Origin of the sequence: Antribacter soli, from assembly GCF_021568775.1 — a bacterium.
Taxonomy (GTDB): domain Bacteria; phylum Actinomycetota; class Actinomycetes; order Actinomycetales; family Cellulomonadaceae; genus Antribacter; species Antribacter soli.
Window position 1 is genome coordinate 25842 of the sequence record NZ_JAKGSG010000021.1, and the last position, 15825, is coordinate 41666.

Genomic DNA, 15825 nt, shown 5'->3' on the forward strand with positions numbered 1-15825 from the left:
GAATATCTGACTGCGCAGATACTTTCTGTTAGGTGAAGCGGGCCCGCAGCAGGCGGGGTCGCAACGAGCACCTTACGAGGAGCAGCGATGACGACGCTCGAGTTCACGATTCTCGACCTGGACTTCCCCGCCGGGAGCAAGGCCAAGACCGCCACCCTCGTCACCGGCGAGCGGGAGGCGCTGCTGGTGGACGCAGGGTTCACCCGAGCCGACGGCCACCGCCTGGCCGCTGCGGTCCTCGACTCGGGCAAGACCCTGAGGACGGTGGTCATCAGTCACGGCGATCCCGACTTCTACTTCGGCGCAGAAGTCCTCGCCGACGCCTTTCCCGGCGCACGCTTCGTCGCCACCCCGCCGGTCATCGACCACATCCAGCATTCCTACGAGGGCAAGCTCCAGGCCTGGGCCGCATCGGGGGCGAACCTCCCGACGCGGTTGATCGAGCTCGAACCGCTCACCGGCGACCTCGAGCTCGAAGGCCACCCGTTCGAGCTCAAGGGCGGCGCCGCGGGGCTCGCCGACCGCCACTACCTCTGGCAGCCCGACCACCGCGTCGTTCTCGGCGGCGTCCTGGTGTTCTCGGGCCAGCACGTCTGGACCGCCGACACGGGTGCCGACGCCCGCACGGTCTGGAAGGGCGTCCTCGACGAGATCGAGGCACTCGAGCCCGAGCTCGTGGTGCCCGGCCACCGCGCCCCCGGGGCGCCGGCGACCGTCGAGGCGGTCCGCCACACCCGTGACTACCTCAATGCCTTCGAGGAGATCCTCGCAGACCAGAGCGACGGCCAATCCGTCACAGCCGAGCTGGTGCGCCGCTACCCCGACGCCGAGCTGCTTGTCGCCGCCCAGATCGGCGGCAAGGTCGCGAAGGGTGAGATGCAATGGGGCTGAACGACACCGACCTCGCGAGCTCCGCGGCTCCGCGCGACGTGGTGCGCCGCCAGTACCTCGCCTCGGCCGCGGGCGACCTGCCGGCGCTGCGCGCCACCCTCGCCCCCGACGTGGAATGGACCGAGATGGCTGGGTTCCCGCTCGCAGGGACCTACCGGACTCCCGAGGGCGTCACGTCGAACGTCATGGAGCGGCTCGGCGCCGACTGGGAAGGCTGGACCGCTCACGACGACACCTATGTGGTCGACGGTGAGCACGTCGTGGTCCTGGCCCGCTACACGGCCCGCAACAAGGCCACCGGCAAGGACCTCGCCGTCCGCGTCGCCCACCACTTCACCGTCAGAGGCGGCCTGATCGTGCGCTTCGAGCAGTTCGTCGACACCGCCAAGGTCCGAGACGCCATGGCCTGAGGCCGATACGTAGGCACCAGTGCGGCGAGGTGGTCCGCCCGCGTGACGGGGTCGGGATGGTGGCCGACGCGTCAGGCGGAGAGCGCTGGACCCTTCTGACCGGCTGTGCGACCGCGGGTAGCAACACGACGGCCCGGTCCCCAAAAAGGGACCGGGCCGTCGTGATCGATGGAGTCAGCCCTCGGGCCGGTGCTCGCTCGTCTTCTCCGCGACCTCGTCGGCCGCGTCGGCGACGGCGTCAGCGGCCTTCTCGGCCGCCATGTCGGCCGCCTCGGTGACCTTGTCGGCGGCCGCGTCGGCCGCCACTGCGGTAGAGTCCGCCGCCGACGTCGCCTTGTCGGCAACCGCGCCCGACACCTTCCGCGCCTGGGCGCTCGCCTTCTGCGCCGTGACCTTCGCCGTCGTGGTCGCCCTGTCAGCCGCCGACTTCGCGGCCTCCGAGGCCTTGGCCGCAGCCTCGGCCGCCATCGTCCGCACCTCCTCCGCGGCCTGCGCGGCCTTCGCGCTGAGGTCCTCGGCGGCCTGGGCTGCCTTCGCGCCGGCCTCGCGGCCCATGGCGACGGCCGTGCCCGCCGCCTCGCCCACGGACTCGGCGGCGTGCGCCACCGCGTGCTTCGCGTCGCGCGCGGCACCGGTGTAGTCGGGCTTCGTGACCTGCTCCCACGGCTCGGCCCACGGGTCGTTCTGCGGCTGGGCGCGCCGCCAGAACACGTAGCCGACGGCTGCGGCGCCCACACCGAACAGCGCCCACAGCCAACCCCGCTTCCGTCCGGAGCGGGACGCCTTGTCCGCCTTTGCGGCGACCTTGTCGGCGAGGGACCTGGCCGACTGGGCTGCCGCCGTCGTACCCGCGGCGACCTTGCCCTCAGCAGCATGGGCGGCGTTGGCCGCCGCGCTGTTGAAGGCGGCCACCACCTTGGGCAGCACGTCGTCGACGAGCTTGTCGTGGGCGGTGTCGATGAGCGGCCCCGCCTTCTCCGCGGCCTTCTCGACCCGCGGGGCTGCCGCCTGGACGCTGTCGTGCCAGGCCTTCTCGGCGCGCGGGGTGAGCCAGGCGATGAACTCCGCCACTCTCGGCTCGGCCCAGTCCTTGGCCTGCACGGCTCTGTCCTTGGCCTGGCCGGCGAGCGTGCCCGCCTGGGCCGCAGCCTTCGAGCTCACGTCGGCGAGCACGGCCGCTGCGACCGCGGCCTGCTCCTTGACCTTCTCCGTGTCGATCTTGGCCACGTCGATCTTGCTGGTGTCGACGTAGTCGGTCACCTTCTTGCGCGTCATGAACAACCCCCAGGACGCCGGTCTCGGGCCGGATGATCAGTGCATATTCCTCGTGTGCCCACTCTGCCACCGGTGCGCGACCGAAGCGAGGCAAGCCCGGACCAAAGGGCGGCAATCCTCGCGGAGGCTCCACGCAGATCCGCGCGGACCCGGCGCGGATTGCGCGCGGGCGCGGCGCGCCACCGCGTCGTCGTGGGAGGATTGAGACATGTTCGCAACCCTGCACACGACCTCCGGCGACATCCGCATCGAGCTCCTCCCGAACCACGCTCCCAAGACGGTAGCGAACTTCGTCGGGCTCGCGACGGGCACCAAGGTCTGGACGGACCCGCGCACCGGCGAGGAGAAGAAGGACCCGTTCTACGACGGCCTGATCTTCCACCGGGTGATCGACGACTTCATGATCCAGGGCGGCTGCCCGCTCGGCACCGGGACGGGCGGTCCGGGCTACACGTTCAACGACGAGATCCACCCGGAGCTCGCGTTCGACCAGAAGTACCTCCTGGCGATGGCGAACTCGGGCAAGCGCCGGAACCCGGTGACGGGCGAGACCGAAGGCACCAACGGCTCGCAGTTCTTCATCACGACCACCGAGACGCCGTGGCTGAACGGCAAGCACACGATCTTCGGCCGCGTGGCCGACGACGAGTCGCGCGCGGTCGTCGACGCGATCGGTTCGGCGCGCACCCGTCCGGGCGACCGCCCGGTCGAGGACATCGCCATCACGTCCGTGACGATCGAGGACTGAGCCATCGGCGAGCGAGCGGGCGGGCCCGAGGGCCCCTCGGAGCCCGCCGGCCCAGGCGTGGGACCCGGGTCAACGGCAGAGGTTCCCGTCTGCCCACGGCACCCGGATCGCGTGTCGTACGTGCGGTGCCAGCGCTGCGGCCGTCCGGCGTGCCCGGAGTGCCAGCGCCCGGCGGCCGTGGGCGTCCAGTGCGTCGACTGCGTGCGGGAGGCGGCGCGGCGGGCACCTCGCGTGCGGACGGCGCTCGGCGGCTCGCTGACCGACGGCCGCCCGGTCGTCACGCTCACGATCGTGGCGGTGTGCGTGGCGAGCTGGCTGCTGCAGCTCGCGACGGGCGGCGCCTGGACCTCGCTGTGGGACTTCTGGCCGGGCGGCGGTCTGCAGGAGCCGTGGCGGTTCCTCACCGCCGCGTTCCTGCACTCGACGAGCCCGCTGCACATCCTGTTCAACATGTACGCCCTGTGGATCACCGGCTCGTTCCTCGAGCCGCTGCTCGGGCGGGCGCGGTTCGCCACGCTGTGCGGGCTTGCGGCGGTCGGCGGCTCCGTGGGCGTGCTGCTGCTCTCCGGTGAACCCGTCCTCACCGCCCAGGGCTGGGTCTGGGGACCGTCCGTGGTGGGCGCCTCGGGCATGGTGTTCGGCCTGTTCGGCGCGATGCTCCCGGTGCTGAACCGGCTCGGCCGCTCTGGCGGGCAGGTGCTGGTGCTGCTCGGCGTAAACTTCGCGATCGGCTTCCTGGTGCCCGGGATCTCGTGGCAGGCCCACCTCGGCGGGCTCATCACGGGCGCCGCCGTGGCCGCTGCGTTCGCCTACGCGCCACGGTCGCTGCGACCGGTCACGGCGTGGCTGGTGCCGGTCGCGGGCGCGGTCCTGCTGGTGCTGGCTGCGGCCTGGAAGTACTCGAGCGTCGGGATGCTCTGATCCGTCGGCTCAGTTCGTCCAAGCCGAGATCTGTCGCGTACCTCTCTTTTCCCCAGCTTTACCCACAGCTGTGGAAGACGGCGGTGGGCCGGTCACCCGGCCCGCCGCCTTCAGGCTCGGCGGCTCACTTCCAGCGCGTCGTGAGCCCGAAACCGGCGATCAGCAGGCCAAAACCGACGGCCAGGTTCCACCTGCCGATCCACGGCAGCGGGAGCTGGAGGTCGGCGCTGGTGAGGTAGAACGTCACGATCCAGGCGAGGCCCAGCACCATCAGACCGACCATCACGGGCGCGAGCCAGGGCGGACTGGGCCGGTCGGCTGCGGCCGTCCGCTCCGCACGCGGGACGACCTTCTTCTTGCGCGTCTTCGACTCGGGCACGAGGCGGGCTCCTGTCCTGGGGGGACGGCCGCATGCGGCCGACGGTAGCTATCGTGGACTAGCGTAGTGGTCACCGGGACCTGACAGGGACGCGGCCGTGACCGGTGCGTGACGACAGGCGCCGGCAGGCCGATGACAGGCCGGCGACACAAGGCCTGAAGGCCGATCAACGACAGACGCCGGCCAGCCGGCCGCCAGGCCGGGCGAGCATGACGGACGACAGATGCGTGGGCGACGGGCGCGTGGAGGGGGCGGCATGACGGAGACGGGCACGCTCGAGGCCGCCCCGGTGCGCCGGGGGCTGCGGTCGTCGATCACGGTCGGTGCGGTCCTCGCGGCGGCGGGGTTGATCTTCTCGATGAGCGCACAGCTCGCGGGCGGGGAGGATGCTCGACAGCCGCAGGACCTGGTGTCGCTCGCCGACGCCGAGACACGGCGCGTCGCCGAGCTGTCCGAGCAGGTCGAGGCGCTGACAGCACAGATCGGCGCGCTGGACGACCCGGTCGGGACCGTTATCCCTTCGCGCGACGCCCTGCTCGCCGCGCGCGAGGGCGTCGTGTCCGGCTCGGTGGCCGTGTCCGGCCCGGGCCTGACGGTGTCGCTCGACGACGCACCGCCGTCGTCGGTCTCGGTCGCGGGTGCCCAGGCGGACGACCTGGTGGTGCACCAGCAGGACCTGCAGGACGTGATCAACGCCTTGTGGGCCGGGGGCGCGGAGGCGATGACGCTCCAGGGCGAGCGCGTGACCGCGACGTCGGCCTTCCGGTGCTCGGGGAACATCCTCCTGCTGCACGGCAAGGTCTTCTCTCCCCCGTACGTCGTGACCGCGGTCGGCGACCCGGATCGGCTCAGTGCCGCGCTCGACCGCTCGCCTGGGGTGCAGACCTACCTCGACTACGTCGACTGGGTGAACCTCGGCTGGTCCGTCCATCGTCACGAGCAGGTCGAGCTGCCCGCCTTCACGGGCGGCAGCGGTCTGCGCCACGCTCGCGTACCCGAGGGAACGGACGTCTTCTCGTGACCCTGCGCCAGTCGTCACCCGCGCCGGGCGGGGCAAGCTCGGGCCGTGGCCCGGAACCCGTGTGGCCGGGTCCGCAGCATGCGGGTGCCCGACGTCGGTCGCCCACCGCGGGCGGCGTCGTCGCCGCGGTCGTCGGCGTCGTGGGCGAGCTGCTCGTCACGGCCGGCGTGCTGCTCGGCCTGTTCGTCGTCTGGCAGCTCTGGTGGACCGACGTGGAGGGTGACCGCCACCAGCAGGAGATCATCGCGGGTCTCGACTGGACGCCACCACCGGCGCCGGCCGAGTCGGCCGGGCCGAGCGTGGCGACCCGGCACGAGGAAGCGCCTCCGGTCGACGCCCAGCCCGCCGAAGCGACCGTGTTCGCCCAGCTCTACGTGCCGCGCTGGGGCGCGGACTACGTGAAGCCGGTCGCCGAGGGCACCGACAAGCCGACGGTGCTCGACACGATCGGCATCGGCCACTACCCGGACACCGCGATGCCGGGCGACGTCGGCAACTTCGCGACGGCCGCCCACCGCACGACCTACGGCAAGCCGTACAACCGGATCGCGGAGCTGCAGCCGGGCGATCCCGTCGTGGTGCGGACGGAGACCACCTGGTACGTGTACCGCGTGACCGAGTCGAAGATCGTCGCGCCGACGCAGGTCGAGGTGGTGGCCCCGGTACCCGGCCTGCGCGCGGGCGACCCCCTGCCCGAGCTGACGGAGCGATACCTCACGATGACGTCCTGCCACCCGATGTACTCCGCGAGGGAGCGGTACATCGTCCACGGGACGCTGGACTACTGGGCGCCGGTGAGCGAGGGCACGCCGCAGGAGCTGCTCGACGCCGGAATCACGTTCGACGCGGCGGGGGTGGAGTGATGTACGGGGCGATCTGGCGTCTGCTGCCGGGGCCGCTGTGGCTGCGGGTGGTCCTCGCGGTCGTGCTCGGGGGCGCGGTCGTGGCCGCGTGCTTCGAGTGGGTGTACCCGTGGCTCGCGGAGTACATGCCGTTCAACGACACGACCGTGGGCGCCGGAGGCTGAGCCGGGAACCGGTACTCGCCCGCGGCCCAGTACGATCGGGGGATGACGCGCATCCTCGTGGTCGACAACTACGACTCGTTCGTCTACACGATCGTGGGCTACCTCGACCAGCTCGGGGCGAGCACCGTCGTCGTGCGCAACGACGCCGTGCCGGAGCCGGACGCCGACGGGGTCTTCCACGACGAGGACGGGACGCCGTTCGACGGCGTGCTGGTGTCACCCGGGCCCGGTACGCCGCACGAGGCGGGCAGCAGCGAGGACGTCATCCGCGCGTGCGCCCGTTCGGCCACCCCGATGCTCGGTGTCTGCCTCGGGCACCAGGCCCTGGCGGAGGTCTACGGCGCCAAGGTGACGCACGCGCCGGAGCTCATGCACGGCAAGACGAGCCTCGTGGAGCACGACGGCGCCGGTGTGCTCGCCGGCCTGAAGAACCCGTTCACGGCGACCCGCTACCACTCGCTCGCCGCGACACCCGACAGCATCCCGGACGAGCTCGTGGTCACGGCCACCACCGGGAGCGGCGTGATCATGGGCCTGCAGCACCGCGTCCTGCCGCTGCACGGCGTGCAGTTCCACCCTGAGTCCGTGCTGACCGAGGGCGGACACCGGCTCCTGGCCAACTGGCTGGAGACCTGCGGGCTCGAAGGTGCGGTGGAGCGGTCGGCCGGCATGGCTCCGCTCGTGCACCAGGACTGACGCTCCCGCGCAACCGGTCTGGTCGCGCAACCGGTCTGATCCCGCAACCGGCGTCTCCTGCAACCAACCTTGCCGCGCAACGACGAAGGCTGCCTCCCCGACCGGGGAGGCAGCCTTCGTCGTTGCGCGTCGCGCTATGGCGTCGGGGTCGGCGTCGGGGTCGGGGTGCTGTTGCCCGATCCCTGCGGCCCGAGCGAGATCACGATCGTGACCTCCGTGCCGGTCTCGACCTGCGAGCCGGGCGTCGGGTTCGAGGAGATCACCTCGCCGCGGTCGACCACCTCCGAGTACGCCGTCTCGATGCGGGAGTTGAGGTTCGCCCCGCCGAGGGCCTCCTCGGCCTCGGCCTGCGTCATGCCCACGAGGCCGGTCGGGACCTGCGTCAGGTCAGGGGCCGGCTCCTCGGCGATGCCGAGCGTGATGCGCGAGCCCTGGTCCACGTCGCCCGCGGGCGGGTTCTGCTCGACCACCGTACCGACCGGCTCCTCGCTCTCGACGGTGCGCGTGTCCACGTTGAGACCGAGGTCCTGGAGCGTGCGGACCGCGTCGTCCTGGGCGTCGCCGCGGACGTCGGGCACCGTCACCTTGCCCGTCGACACGTAGAGCGTGATCGTCGTGTCGGTGGAGACGGTCGCACCGGCGCCCGGGTCCGTCTTGATGACCAGGTCCTTCTTGATCGTGGGGTGGTTCTCGGCGGTGGGGACGGCGTTCACGGTGAAGCCGCGCGCCTCCAGCGCGGTCGTGGCCGCCTCCCGGGTCTGGCCCGACACGTCCGGGATCGTCGCCGCCCCGGGCTCGCCCGCGTAGTAGACGAGAACGTCGGAGCCCTCGTCGACCTCCTCGCCGGCGGGCGGGTCCGTCACGCCGGTGACGGTGTCCTGCTCGACGGTGGCCTCGGCATCGACCGTCAGCACGGGGACCAGCCCGGCCTCCGTGATCGCGGCCTCGGCCTCCGCCGTGGTCATGCCGGCCGTCAGGGTGGGCACGCGCACCTGCTCGGTCCCGGGCTGCATCAGCAGGAAGATCACGATCGCCACGAGGGCCGCCGCGGCGATGCCCACGAGGGTCCACAGCAGGGTCTTCTTGGTGTCCGTCTCCTGGCGCTGCGGCGCCCGCCCGCCCGGTCCTCCGGGGCCCGGGAAGCCGCCGCCGGGCGTCGTCGGGCCCGCCGGGGCGCCCCACGGGGAGCCGGGCGCCGCAGTCCCGTTGCCCATCGGGGCCATGACCTGCGTGGCCCCGGCGCCGCCGTACGGCGGGTACTGGCCGGCGGCCGGGCCCATCATGACGGTGGTCGCGGCGCCGCCCATGCCCACGCCGCCGCCGATCATCGGCGCGGCGACCTGGCCGCCGCGCATCGCGGCGTCGAGGTCGGCGCGGAACTCCGCGGCGGTGGAGTAACGCTGGTCGCGGTCCTTGGTGAGGGCCTTGAGCGTGATGCGGTCCAGCACGTCCGGGACGTCGGTCGCGATCTCGGACGGGCGCTGCGGCGCCTGCCCCACGTGCTGGTACGCGACGGCGACAGGCGAGTCGCCCTGGAACGGCGGACGTCCGGTGAGCAGCTCGAACAGCACGCAGCCCGTCGAGTACAGGTCGGAACGGGTGTCCACCTGCTCGCCGCGCGCCTGCTCGGGGGAGAGGTACTGGGCGGTCCCGATGACGGCGTGCGTCTGCGTCATCGTGGACGCGGAGTCCGCCATGGCGCGCGCGATGCCGAAGTCCATCACCTTCACCGCACCGGTCGGCGTGATCATCACGTTCGCCGGCTTGATGTCACGGTGCACGATGCCCGCGTGGTGCGAGTACTCGAGCGCGGACAGGACACCCACCGTGATCTCGACGGCCTCCTCGATCGGCACCGCGGCGCCGTCGTGCAGGATGTCGCGGACGGTGTGGCCTTCCACGTACTCCATGACGATGAACGGGACGTGGACCTCACCGCCCTGGGAGTCGTGGTGCACGTCTTCGCCCGTGTCGTACACCGCGACGATGGACGGGTGGTTGAGCGCCGCCGCGGCCTGCGCCTCGCGGCGGAAGCGCGCGAGGAAGGACGGGTCGCGGGCGAGGTCGGAGCGCAGCACCTTGATCGCGACCGTACGACCGAGTCGCGTGTCGTGCCCGATGTGCACCTCGGCCATGCCGCCGCGACCGATGAGCTCGCCGACCTCGTACCGGCCGGCGAGTACCCGGGGCGTGTTGTCCACCACTCAGACGTCCTTCGGTGTCGTGGCCACGCGATGACCATCGCGCAACTCGTCAGGGAGCATCATCCCAGAGTCGGGGCGACTGGACGTCGCCTCGGCAACCATGGTTTCAGCGTTCTCGGTGTTCAGTTTCCACAGACCCTGCGTGTCGCGGTGCGGCGTGACGGCCGCGTCGTCGTCGCCACGGCTCGCGAGGAGGCTCGCGACCAGGACCACGAGCAGGAGTCCCACCAGCGCGACGAGCGGCCAGGAGAGCCGGCCGCCCAGCGACTCGCGCAGGCGGTCGAGCATGCCCGACGCCGTCCGGGCGCCTCTCCCGGAGCCCTGCGGACCGCGGGACGTACCCGGACGGGCGGGCTGCACGCGCCGGATGTCCGACCGGGTCGTGGCCTGGACCTCGCGCCGTGACGGGTAGGAGCGGGACGGCGCGTCGGTCCCGAGCGCGCTCGGGATGTAGCCCGAGCCCGGCTGGTACCCCTGCGGGACCGGTGCACCCGGGTGCGCTCCGGCGTCGGGCAGCGGAGCCGGCGCGGCGGTGTGCTGGTGCACCGCCCGGCCGGACGGGGTGGCGTGCCGCGGCGGCAGGAGGTGGGGGTCGAAGGCGGCGCCGTTCCCGCTCGCGTGGCCGCCGCCGTATCCACCACCGTGGCCGGCCCCACGTCCGCCGCTCTGTCCGTCGCCACGTGCCGGCGCGACGGTCGGCGGGAACGACACGGCCTGCGGGTCGGCGGTCGCGCCGGCCGACTCGCGCCGCGACCGGCGCGAGGTGTACCGCGCCGTGCCGAACGGGTCGGCGGCGATCTCGGTGGCGAGAGAGTCCAGGAGCCGGGCCAGCTCGTCGGCCGACGCGTAGCGCCGCCCGGGGTCCTTCTCGAGCATGCGGACGATGACCTCGGAGAGGCCGGGGTGCACAGACGTCGGCAGCGGCGGCACGGGCGAGTTCACGTGCGCGATCGCGATGTCCACCGGGGTCTTGCCCGTGAAGGGACGGCGGCCCGCCGTCGCCTCGTACGCGACGACGCCGAGGGCGTAGATGTCGGAGGCGGCGGTCGCCGGCTGGCCCACGGCCTGCTCCGGCGAGAGGTACTGGGCCGTGCCCATGACCATGCCCGTCGCGGTCATCGGCACCTGGTTCTTGGCGACCGACACGCCGAAGTCGGTGATCTTCACCGTGCCGGAGTGCTCCAGCAGGATGTTCCCGGGCTTCACGTCGCGGTGCACCACCTGCGCCCCGTGCGCGGCGTGCAGGCCTCGCGCCGTCTGCGACAGGATCGGCAGGAGCCGTGCGGGTGCGAGGACGGGCTCCCGCTCCAGGAGGTCGGCGAGCGGCTCACCGAGGACCAGCTCCATGACGAGGAAGCCGGCGCCGCGCTCCTCGCCGTAGTCGTACATCTGGGCGATGTTCCGGTGCACCAGCGTCGAGCTGTTGCGGGCCTCCGTGCGCAGGCGGCGCAGGAAGTCCTCGTTCCCCGTGTACTCCTCGCGGAGCACCTTGACGGCCACGTCGCGGCGCAGCGTCTCGTCGAACGCGACCCAGACCTCGCCCATCCCGCCGACGGCGAGCCGCCGCACGAGGCGGTAGCGCTCGCCGAGCCGGGCCCCCTCCATCGGCCTCATCTGCTCAGCACCGCCTGGATGACCTGCTGGGCGATCGGCGCGGCGCGACGGCCGCCCGTCGACTCGTTGGTCGACTCGCCGCCGTTCTCCAGGACGACCGCCACGGCAACCTCCGGGGCCTCGGCCGGTGCGAACGCCGTGAACCAGAGAGTGGGCTGGCGGGGGTCGTCCTCGGCGGTGCCGGTCTTGCCCGCGACGGCCACGCCCGGGATCTGGGCCGCCGTGCCGGAGCCGTCGTTCACCACGGCCAGCATCATCTGGGTCAGCGCCTCGGCGGTGGACGGCGAGATCGGCGTCTTGTAGCGCTTCGGCGAGGTCTCCTCGATGACGGCGAGGTCGCTGTCCTGAATCTGCTGGACCAGGTACGGCTCCATGAGGACGCCGTCGTTCGCGATGGCGGCCGCCACCATCGCCATCTGCAGCGGCGTGGCCTTGACCCCGCCCTGGCCGATGCCGGTCTGCGCGACCTTGTCGGGCGACATGTCGGCCTCGTAGCTGCTCGCGGTGGTCGACATCGGGATCTCGAGCGTGTCGTTGAACCCGAACGCCTCGGCCTGCTCGCGCAGCGCGTCCTCGCCCAGAGTGGTCCCGAGCTGGGCGAACGCCGTGTTGCAGGAGATCCGCAGCGCATCGAGCAGTGTCATCTGGCCCGTCGCCGAGCACCGCTCGCCGCCGAAGTTCTGCATCTCGGTGGAGGTGCCCGGGAGCAGGTAGGTGTCGGGCGCCGGGATCTGCGTGCTCGGCGTGTACTGACCACTCTCGATCGCGGCCGCCGACGTGACCAGCTTGAACGTCGAGCCCGGGAAGAAGGTCGCGCCGATGGCGCGGTTGGTCAGCGGGCCGTAGGGGCTGTTCGCGGCCGACCCGTCGATCGTGGCCGTGGGCAGCTTCATGTTCGCCAGGGCCTCGTAGTTCGTGGTCGCCGTGTCGTCGTGGGTCGCGAGGACGTTCGGGTCGAACGTGGGTCGGGAGACGAGCGCGAGGATCTTGCCCGTGGCCGGCTCGATCGCGACGACGGCGCCCTTCTGGTCACCGAGCGCGTCCCAGGCGGCCTGCTGCACGGCCGGGTCGAGGGTGAGCACCACGGAGGAGCCCTGGACCTCCTCGCCCGTGATGAGGTTCTGCAGGCGGTCGAGCCAGAGCGAGTCGGCACTGCCGGAGAGAAAGGAGTCCTTGGCGTTCTCGATGCCCGAGATGTTGCCCGTCACGGAGTAGAAGCCCGTGACCGGGGCGAAGATCTGCGCTCGGGTGGCGTCACCGCTCCCGTAGACCCGCTGGTAGCCGTAGCGGTCGTCCACTGCCACGGAGGCGGCCACAGCCTCGCCGCCCACGACGATCGGACCCCGGAAGTTGCCGTACTCGGCGTAGATCTTGCGGTTGTTGTTGGGGTTCTCGTTGTACTCGCCGGACCGGACGAACTGGATCCAGGTGGTCGAGACCATCAGCGCCATGAACATGGCGATGACGACCGTCGACAGGCGGCGCAGGGTCGCGTTCACCGGGTACCTCCTTCGCGGGGGCCGTCAACGATCACGGTGGTCTCCGCACCGCCGGCCGCTCCATCGGCGGCAGCACCGTCGGCCGGTCCGGCAGGCGGGCCGAACGACGACTCGCCCGGAGGGTTGGCGGACCGCCCGGGCACGGCGACGGCGTCGCGCGCGGCACCGGCGGCCACGGGCAGCGCGCCCGTCCCGGAGGGACCCTGGCCGACCTCGTGCGGTGTCGGGCCGGCGAGCTGACCGCGCATCGGCAGGGCGGACGGGCGTCGGGCGTTGTCCGAGATCCGCAGGAGGAGGGCGACCACGACCCAGTTGGCGAGCAGCGACGAGCCACCCTGTGCCATGAAGGGCAGCGTGAGGCCGGTCAGCGGGATGATCCGCGTGATGCCGCCGATCACGACGAAGAGCTGCAGGGCCATGACGAACGCCAGACCGCCGGCGAGGAGCTTCCCGAAGCCGTCGCGGACCGCGATCGCGTTGCGCAGGCCACGCTCCACGATGACCAGGTAGACGAGCAGGATCCCGAGCAGGCCGGTCAGGCCGAGCTCCTCGCCCAGCGCCGAGTAGATGAAGTCCGAGTAGGCGTACGGAACGAGATACGGCATGCCCTCGCCCCAGCCGGCGCCGAACATGCCGCCGTGCGCGAGCCCGAAGAGTCCCTGGACGATCTGGAAGGACGCCCCGGTGATCAGCTCCGGGTCGAACGGGTTCAGCCAGATGTCCACACGCCTCTGCACGTGCCCGAAGATCGACCAGGCGAGCACGGCGCCCGACGCGAACATCACCAGGCCGATCGCAACCCACCCGCCACGCTCGGTCGCGAGGTAGAGCATGCCGACGAAGAGGCCGAAGAAGAGCAGCGACGTGCCCAGGTCGGTCTGGCCGACGAGGACGCCCAGCGAGATCGCCCAGACCACGAGGATCGGACCGAGGTCCCGCGCACGCGGGAGCTGCAGCCCGAGCACCTTGCGGCCGGCCAGCGCCAGCGTGTCCCGGTTGGTGACCAGGTACCCGGCGAAGAACACGGCGAACGCGATCTTCGCGAACTCCGCCGGCTGCAGGGAGAACGGGCCGATGAAGATCCAGACCTTGGCGCCGTTGATGGGCCTCCCGAGGCCCGGGATCAGCGGGAGCATCACGAGCACGATGCCGGCGATCATCGCCGTGTAGGTGTACTTGCGCCAGGAGCGGTGGTCGCGCAGGAACCACAGCAGCACCCCGGCGCACAGCATCGCGAGCAGGATCCACATGAAGTGGCGTCCCGCGTTCGCGGGCGTGGCGAACCGCGCGTCCTCGAGGTCGATGCGCAGCACCATCGCCAGGCCGAGCCCGTTGAGCAGGACGACCGCCGGCAGGATCACCTGGTCGGCGTACGGTGCCCGGAACCGCAGCAGGAGGTGGAGAGCGAGCGCGAGCCCGGTCAGCCCCAGCGTGTACGTCCAGAATCCCGGCGGCAGCCCGCCGACCATCGACTCGCCGACCATCCAGATGGCACCAACGCTGAGGACGAGTGCCACCACCAGGAGGAACGCCTCGGCGACACGGGCCGGCACACGCTCGTCCGTCTGCAGCATGCCGGGCTCGGCCGGCGCGACGCCGCTCATCCCGCGGTCTCCGACGGGTTCGGCGTCGGGCTGACGACCTCGCTCGGGGAGGCGGTGGGGGAGGCGCTCGGCGAGGCGGACGGCTCCGGTGTCTCGGCCTCCGCCTCGGCGATGAGCCGGTCGACGCGGCTGCGGGCGTCCTCGAGCGACGAGGCGCGGATGGTCTCGCCTACGGCGTCCGCGATGTACGCCGGGAGGTCCGCCACCGCGGTGCCGGTCAGCTCGACCGGCCGCGAGAGCGTGATCGGGCCGGCTGTGGCCGGGATGCCGCGGTAGATGGCGACCTGGCCGTCGGCGGCCCCCACGTAGTACTGGCCCTGGGTCCACCGGTACCCGGCCCACCCGGCGACGGCGAGCCCGCCGACCAGCAGGAGCGCGCCGAGCACCGTCAACCACGGGCGAGCCTTGGGCGCGGGGCGCGCGTCGGCGTCGTCCGCCGTCGGATCGTCGAGGTTCTCCGGTCCGGCCTCGGCGCCGTCGACGGAGCGGGGGACGGCGAGCGGGTCGGTCAGCGTCGCGACGGCGCCGTGCGCCTCGGAGGATCCGTCCGTGCCGCCGCCGTCGTGCGCCGCCGCGACGGCGTCGAACGCCTGCGCCATCGTCTGCGTCATCGAGGAGGGGGCGTCGCCGCCGTCGGGCGGAGCGGTGCCGGGTGCGCGCGGGGCACCGGGGGCCGTCGTCCCGGAAGCCTGCCCCGACCTGCTCGCGGAGAGGCGGGCGCCGACGCCCGCGAGCTCGGCGGCGCCGACGACGAGCGGCTCGCGTGCGGCGGCGGCCTCAGGCCCCGCGACGGCGGCGTTCCGGTCGTCCAGGACGTCGGCGACGACGACCGTGATGTTGTCCGTGCTGCCCGAGCGCATCGCGAGCGAGACGAGGCGCTCCACCGCGTCGATCGGTTCGGGGGTCTCCGTGAGGAGGTCCGTGATCTGCTCGAACGGAACGAAACCGGACAGGCCGTCCGAGCAGAGCATCCAGCGGTCGCCCGGTCGCGCCTCGCGGACCGACATGTCGGGAGTCAGATCGAGGTCGAAGTCGCCGAGCACTCGCATCACGACGTTGCGCTGCGGGTGGTGCTCGGCCTCGTCGGGCGAGATGCGCCCGGTGTCGACCAGGTGCTGCACGAAGGTGTGGTCGACCGTGACCTGCGTCAGGACGCCCTCGCGCAGGAGGTACGCGCGCGAGTCGCCCAGGTGGGCCATCGCGAGCGTGTTGCCCGTCCGCAGCAGCGCTGTGACCGTGGTGCCCATGCCGGCGAGCTCCGGGCTGGCCACTGTGGCGCGGACCAGGTCCTGGCGCGCGCGGTCGACAGTCTGCTCCAGGTCGGTCAGTGCCTGGTCCGGACCGTGGTCCGGCCGGTCGAGGGGCGCGAGGGCTGCGATGGTCAGCGCGGACGCGACGTCGCCCCCGGCGTGCCCGCCCATGCCGTCGGCGACGACGAGAAGGTTGGGTCCGGCGTACGCCGAGTCCTGGTTGTTGGAACGTACGAGGCCGACGTCGGAGCGCGCGGCATAGCGCAAGGTCACGGTCACGTGCTGG

The 15825-nt window shown here is 72.1% G+C and carries 15 protein-coding genes; 8 read left to right on the forward strand and 7 right to left on the reverse strand.

The window, feature by feature from the left end; translation table 11 throughout:
• The first annotated feature begins 87 nt into the window (after positions 1-87).
• Together L1785_RS05655 and L1785_RS05660 are read left to right on the forward strand one after the other, a co-directional pair.
• On the forward strand, positions 88-891 hold the full coding sequence (locus L1785_RS05655) for an MBL fold metallo-hydrolase (protein WP_236088228.1): 804 nt from the start codon (positions 88-90) through the stop codon (positions 889-891).
• Complete coding sequence (locus L1785_RS05660; protein WP_236088229.1) at positions 882-1301, forward strand: nuclear transport factor 2 family protein; 420 nt, start codon at positions 882-884, stop codon at positions 1299-1301. The genes L1785_RS05655 and L1785_RS05660 overlap by 10 nt, the downstream gene beginning before the upstream one ends.
• Positions 1302-1475: 174 nt before the next feature.
• Here the strand turns inward: L1785_RS05660 and L1785_RS05665 are convergent, their stop codons facing one another.
• Positions 1476-2576, reverse strand: a complete 1101-nt coding sequence (locus L1785_RS05665; RefSeq protein ID WP_236088230.1) for a hypothetical protein — start codon at positions 2574-2576, stop codon at positions 1476-1478.
• A gap of 208 nt (positions 2577-2784) precedes the next feature.
• Between L1785_RS05665 and L1785_RS05670 the strand changes: the two genes are divergently transcribed.
• Together L1785_RS05670 and L1785_RS05675 are read left to right on the forward strand one after the other, a co-directional pair.
• Positions 2785-3324 (forward strand): peptidylprolyl isomerase, encoded by a 540-nt coding sequence (locus tag L1785_RS05670; RefSeq protein WP_236088231.1) that lies wholly within the window; start codon positions 2785-2787, stop codon positions 3322-3324.
• Between the two features lie 111 nt (positions 3325-3435).
• Entirely contained in the window at positions 3436-4245 is an 810-nt protein-coding gene (locus L1785_RS05675; protein ID WP_236088232.1) for a rhomboid family intramembrane serine protease, read from the forward strand.
• Between the two features lie 124 nt (positions 4246-4369).
• On the opposite strand, the gene L1785_RS05680 is transcribed toward L1785_RS05675, so the two are convergent.
• Positions 4370-4624 (reverse strand): cell division protein CrgA, encoded by a 255-nt coding sequence (locus L1785_RS05680; protein WP_236088233.1) that lies wholly within the window; start codon positions 4622-4624, stop codon positions 4370-4372.
• A gap of 256 nt (positions 4625-4880) precedes the next feature.
• On the opposite strand from L1785_RS05680, the gene L1785_RS05685 reads away from it, so the two are divergent.
• From L1785_RS05685 to L1785_RS05700, 4 genes are read left to right on the forward strand one after another with little or no spacing between them, the layout of a single operon-like run.
• Positions 4881-5645, forward strand: coding sequence for a DUF881 domain-containing protein (locus L1785_RS05685; protein WP_236088234.1), 765 nt, complete (start codon positions 4881-4883; stop codon positions 5643-5645).
• Positions 5642-6508, forward strand: coding sequence for a class E sortase (locus L1785_RS05690; RefSeq protein ID WP_236088235.1), 867 nt, complete (start codon positions 5642-5644; stop codon positions 6506-6508). Before L1785_RS05685 ends, L1785_RS05690 begins: the two co-directional genes overlap by 4 nt.
• Positions 6508-6672, forward strand: coding sequence for a hypothetical protein (locus tag L1785_RS05695; protein WP_236088236.1), 165 nt, complete (start codon positions 6508-6510; stop codon positions 6670-6672). The genes L1785_RS05690 and L1785_RS05695 overlap by 1 nt, the downstream gene beginning before the upstream one ends.
• Positions 6673-6714: 42 nt before the next feature.
• The gene (locus L1785_RS05700; RefSeq protein WP_236088237.1) at positions 6715-7368 is read left to right on the forward strand and encodes an aminodeoxychorismate/anthranilate synthase component II; all 654 of its coding nucleotides are present in this window, start codon (positions 6715-6717) and stop codon (positions 7366-7368) included.
• Between the two features lie 134 nt (positions 7369-7502).
• Here L1785_RS05700 and pknB read toward each other — a convergent pair whose 3' ends face one another.
• The 5 genes from pknB to L1785_RS05725 are packed head-to-tail and all read right to left on the reverse strand — an operon-like array spanning position 7503 to position 15818.
• Positions 7503-9572, reverse strand: a complete 2070-nt coding sequence (gene pknB, locus L1785_RS05705) for a Stk1 family PASTA domain-containing Ser/Thr kinase (RefSeq protein ID WP_372461794.1) — start codon at positions 9570-9572, stop codon at positions 7503-7505.
• Complete coding sequence (locus L1785_RS05710; RefSeq protein ID WP_236088238.1) at positions 9573-11186, reverse strand: serine/threonine-protein kinase; 1614 nt, start codon at positions 11184-11186, stop codon at positions 9573-9575.
• Positions 11183-12685, reverse strand: coding sequence for a peptidoglycan D,D-transpeptidase FtsI family protein (locus L1785_RS05715; protein ID WP_236088239.1), 1503 nt, complete (start codon positions 12683-12685; stop codon positions 11183-11185). The genes L1785_RS05710 and L1785_RS05715 overlap by 4 nt, the downstream gene beginning before the upstream one ends.
• Entirely contained in the window at positions 12682-14289 is a 1608-nt protein-coding gene (locus L1785_RS05720; RefSeq protein WP_236088240.1) for an FtsW/RodA/SpoVE family cell cycle protein, read from the reverse strand. Before L1785_RS05720 ends, L1785_RS05715 begins: the two co-directional genes overlap by 4 nt.
• Positions 14286-15818, reverse strand: a complete 1533-nt coding sequence (locus L1785_RS05725) for a PP2C family protein-serine/threonine phosphatase (RefSeq protein ID WP_236088241.1) — start codon at positions 15816-15818, stop codon at positions 14286-14288. The genes L1785_RS05720 and L1785_RS05725 overlap by 4 nt, the downstream gene beginning before the upstream one ends.
• Positions 15819-15825: the final 7 nt, after the last annotated feature.

Excerpts from the sequence above, each read along its gene's own strand:
- L1785_RS05685 (WP_236088234.1), top strand. The coding sequence starts at position 4,881 with ATGACGGAGACGGGCACGCTCGAGGCCGCCCCGGTGCGCCGGGGGCTG.
- L1785_RS05655 (WP_236088228.1), top strand. The coding sequence starts at position 88 with ATGACGACGCTCGAGTTCACGATTCTCGACCTGGACTTCCCCGCCGGG.
- L1785_RS05720 (WP_236088240.1), bottom strand. The coding sequence starts at position 14,289 with ATGAGCGGCGTCGCGCCGGCCGAGCCCGGCATGCTGCAGACGGACGAG.
- L1785_RS05660 (WP_236088229.1), top strand. The coding sequence starts at position 882 with ATGGGGCTGAACGACACCGACCTCGCGAGCTCCGCGGCTCCGCGCGAC.
- L1785_RS05695 (WP_236088236.1), top strand. The coding sequence starts at position 6,508 with ATGTACGGGGCGATCTGGCGTCTGCTGCCGGGGCCGCTGTGGCTGCGG.
- L1785_RS05665 (WP_236088230.1), bottom strand. The coding sequence starts at position 2,576 with ATGACGCGCAAGAAGGTGACCGACTACGTCGACACCAGCAAGATCGAC.
- L1785_RS05710 (WP_236088238.1), bottom strand. The coding sequence starts at position 11,186 with ATGAGGCCGATGGAGGGGGCCCGGCTCGGCGAGCGCTACCGCCTCGTG.
- L1785_RS05700 (WP_236088237.1), top strand. The coding sequence starts at position 6,715 with ATGACGCGCATCCTCGTGGTCGACAACTACGACTCGTTCGTCTACACG.
- L1785_RS05670 (WP_236088231.1), top strand. The coding sequence starts at position 2,785 with ATGTTCGCAACCCTGCACACGACCTCCGGCGACATCCGCATCGAGCTC.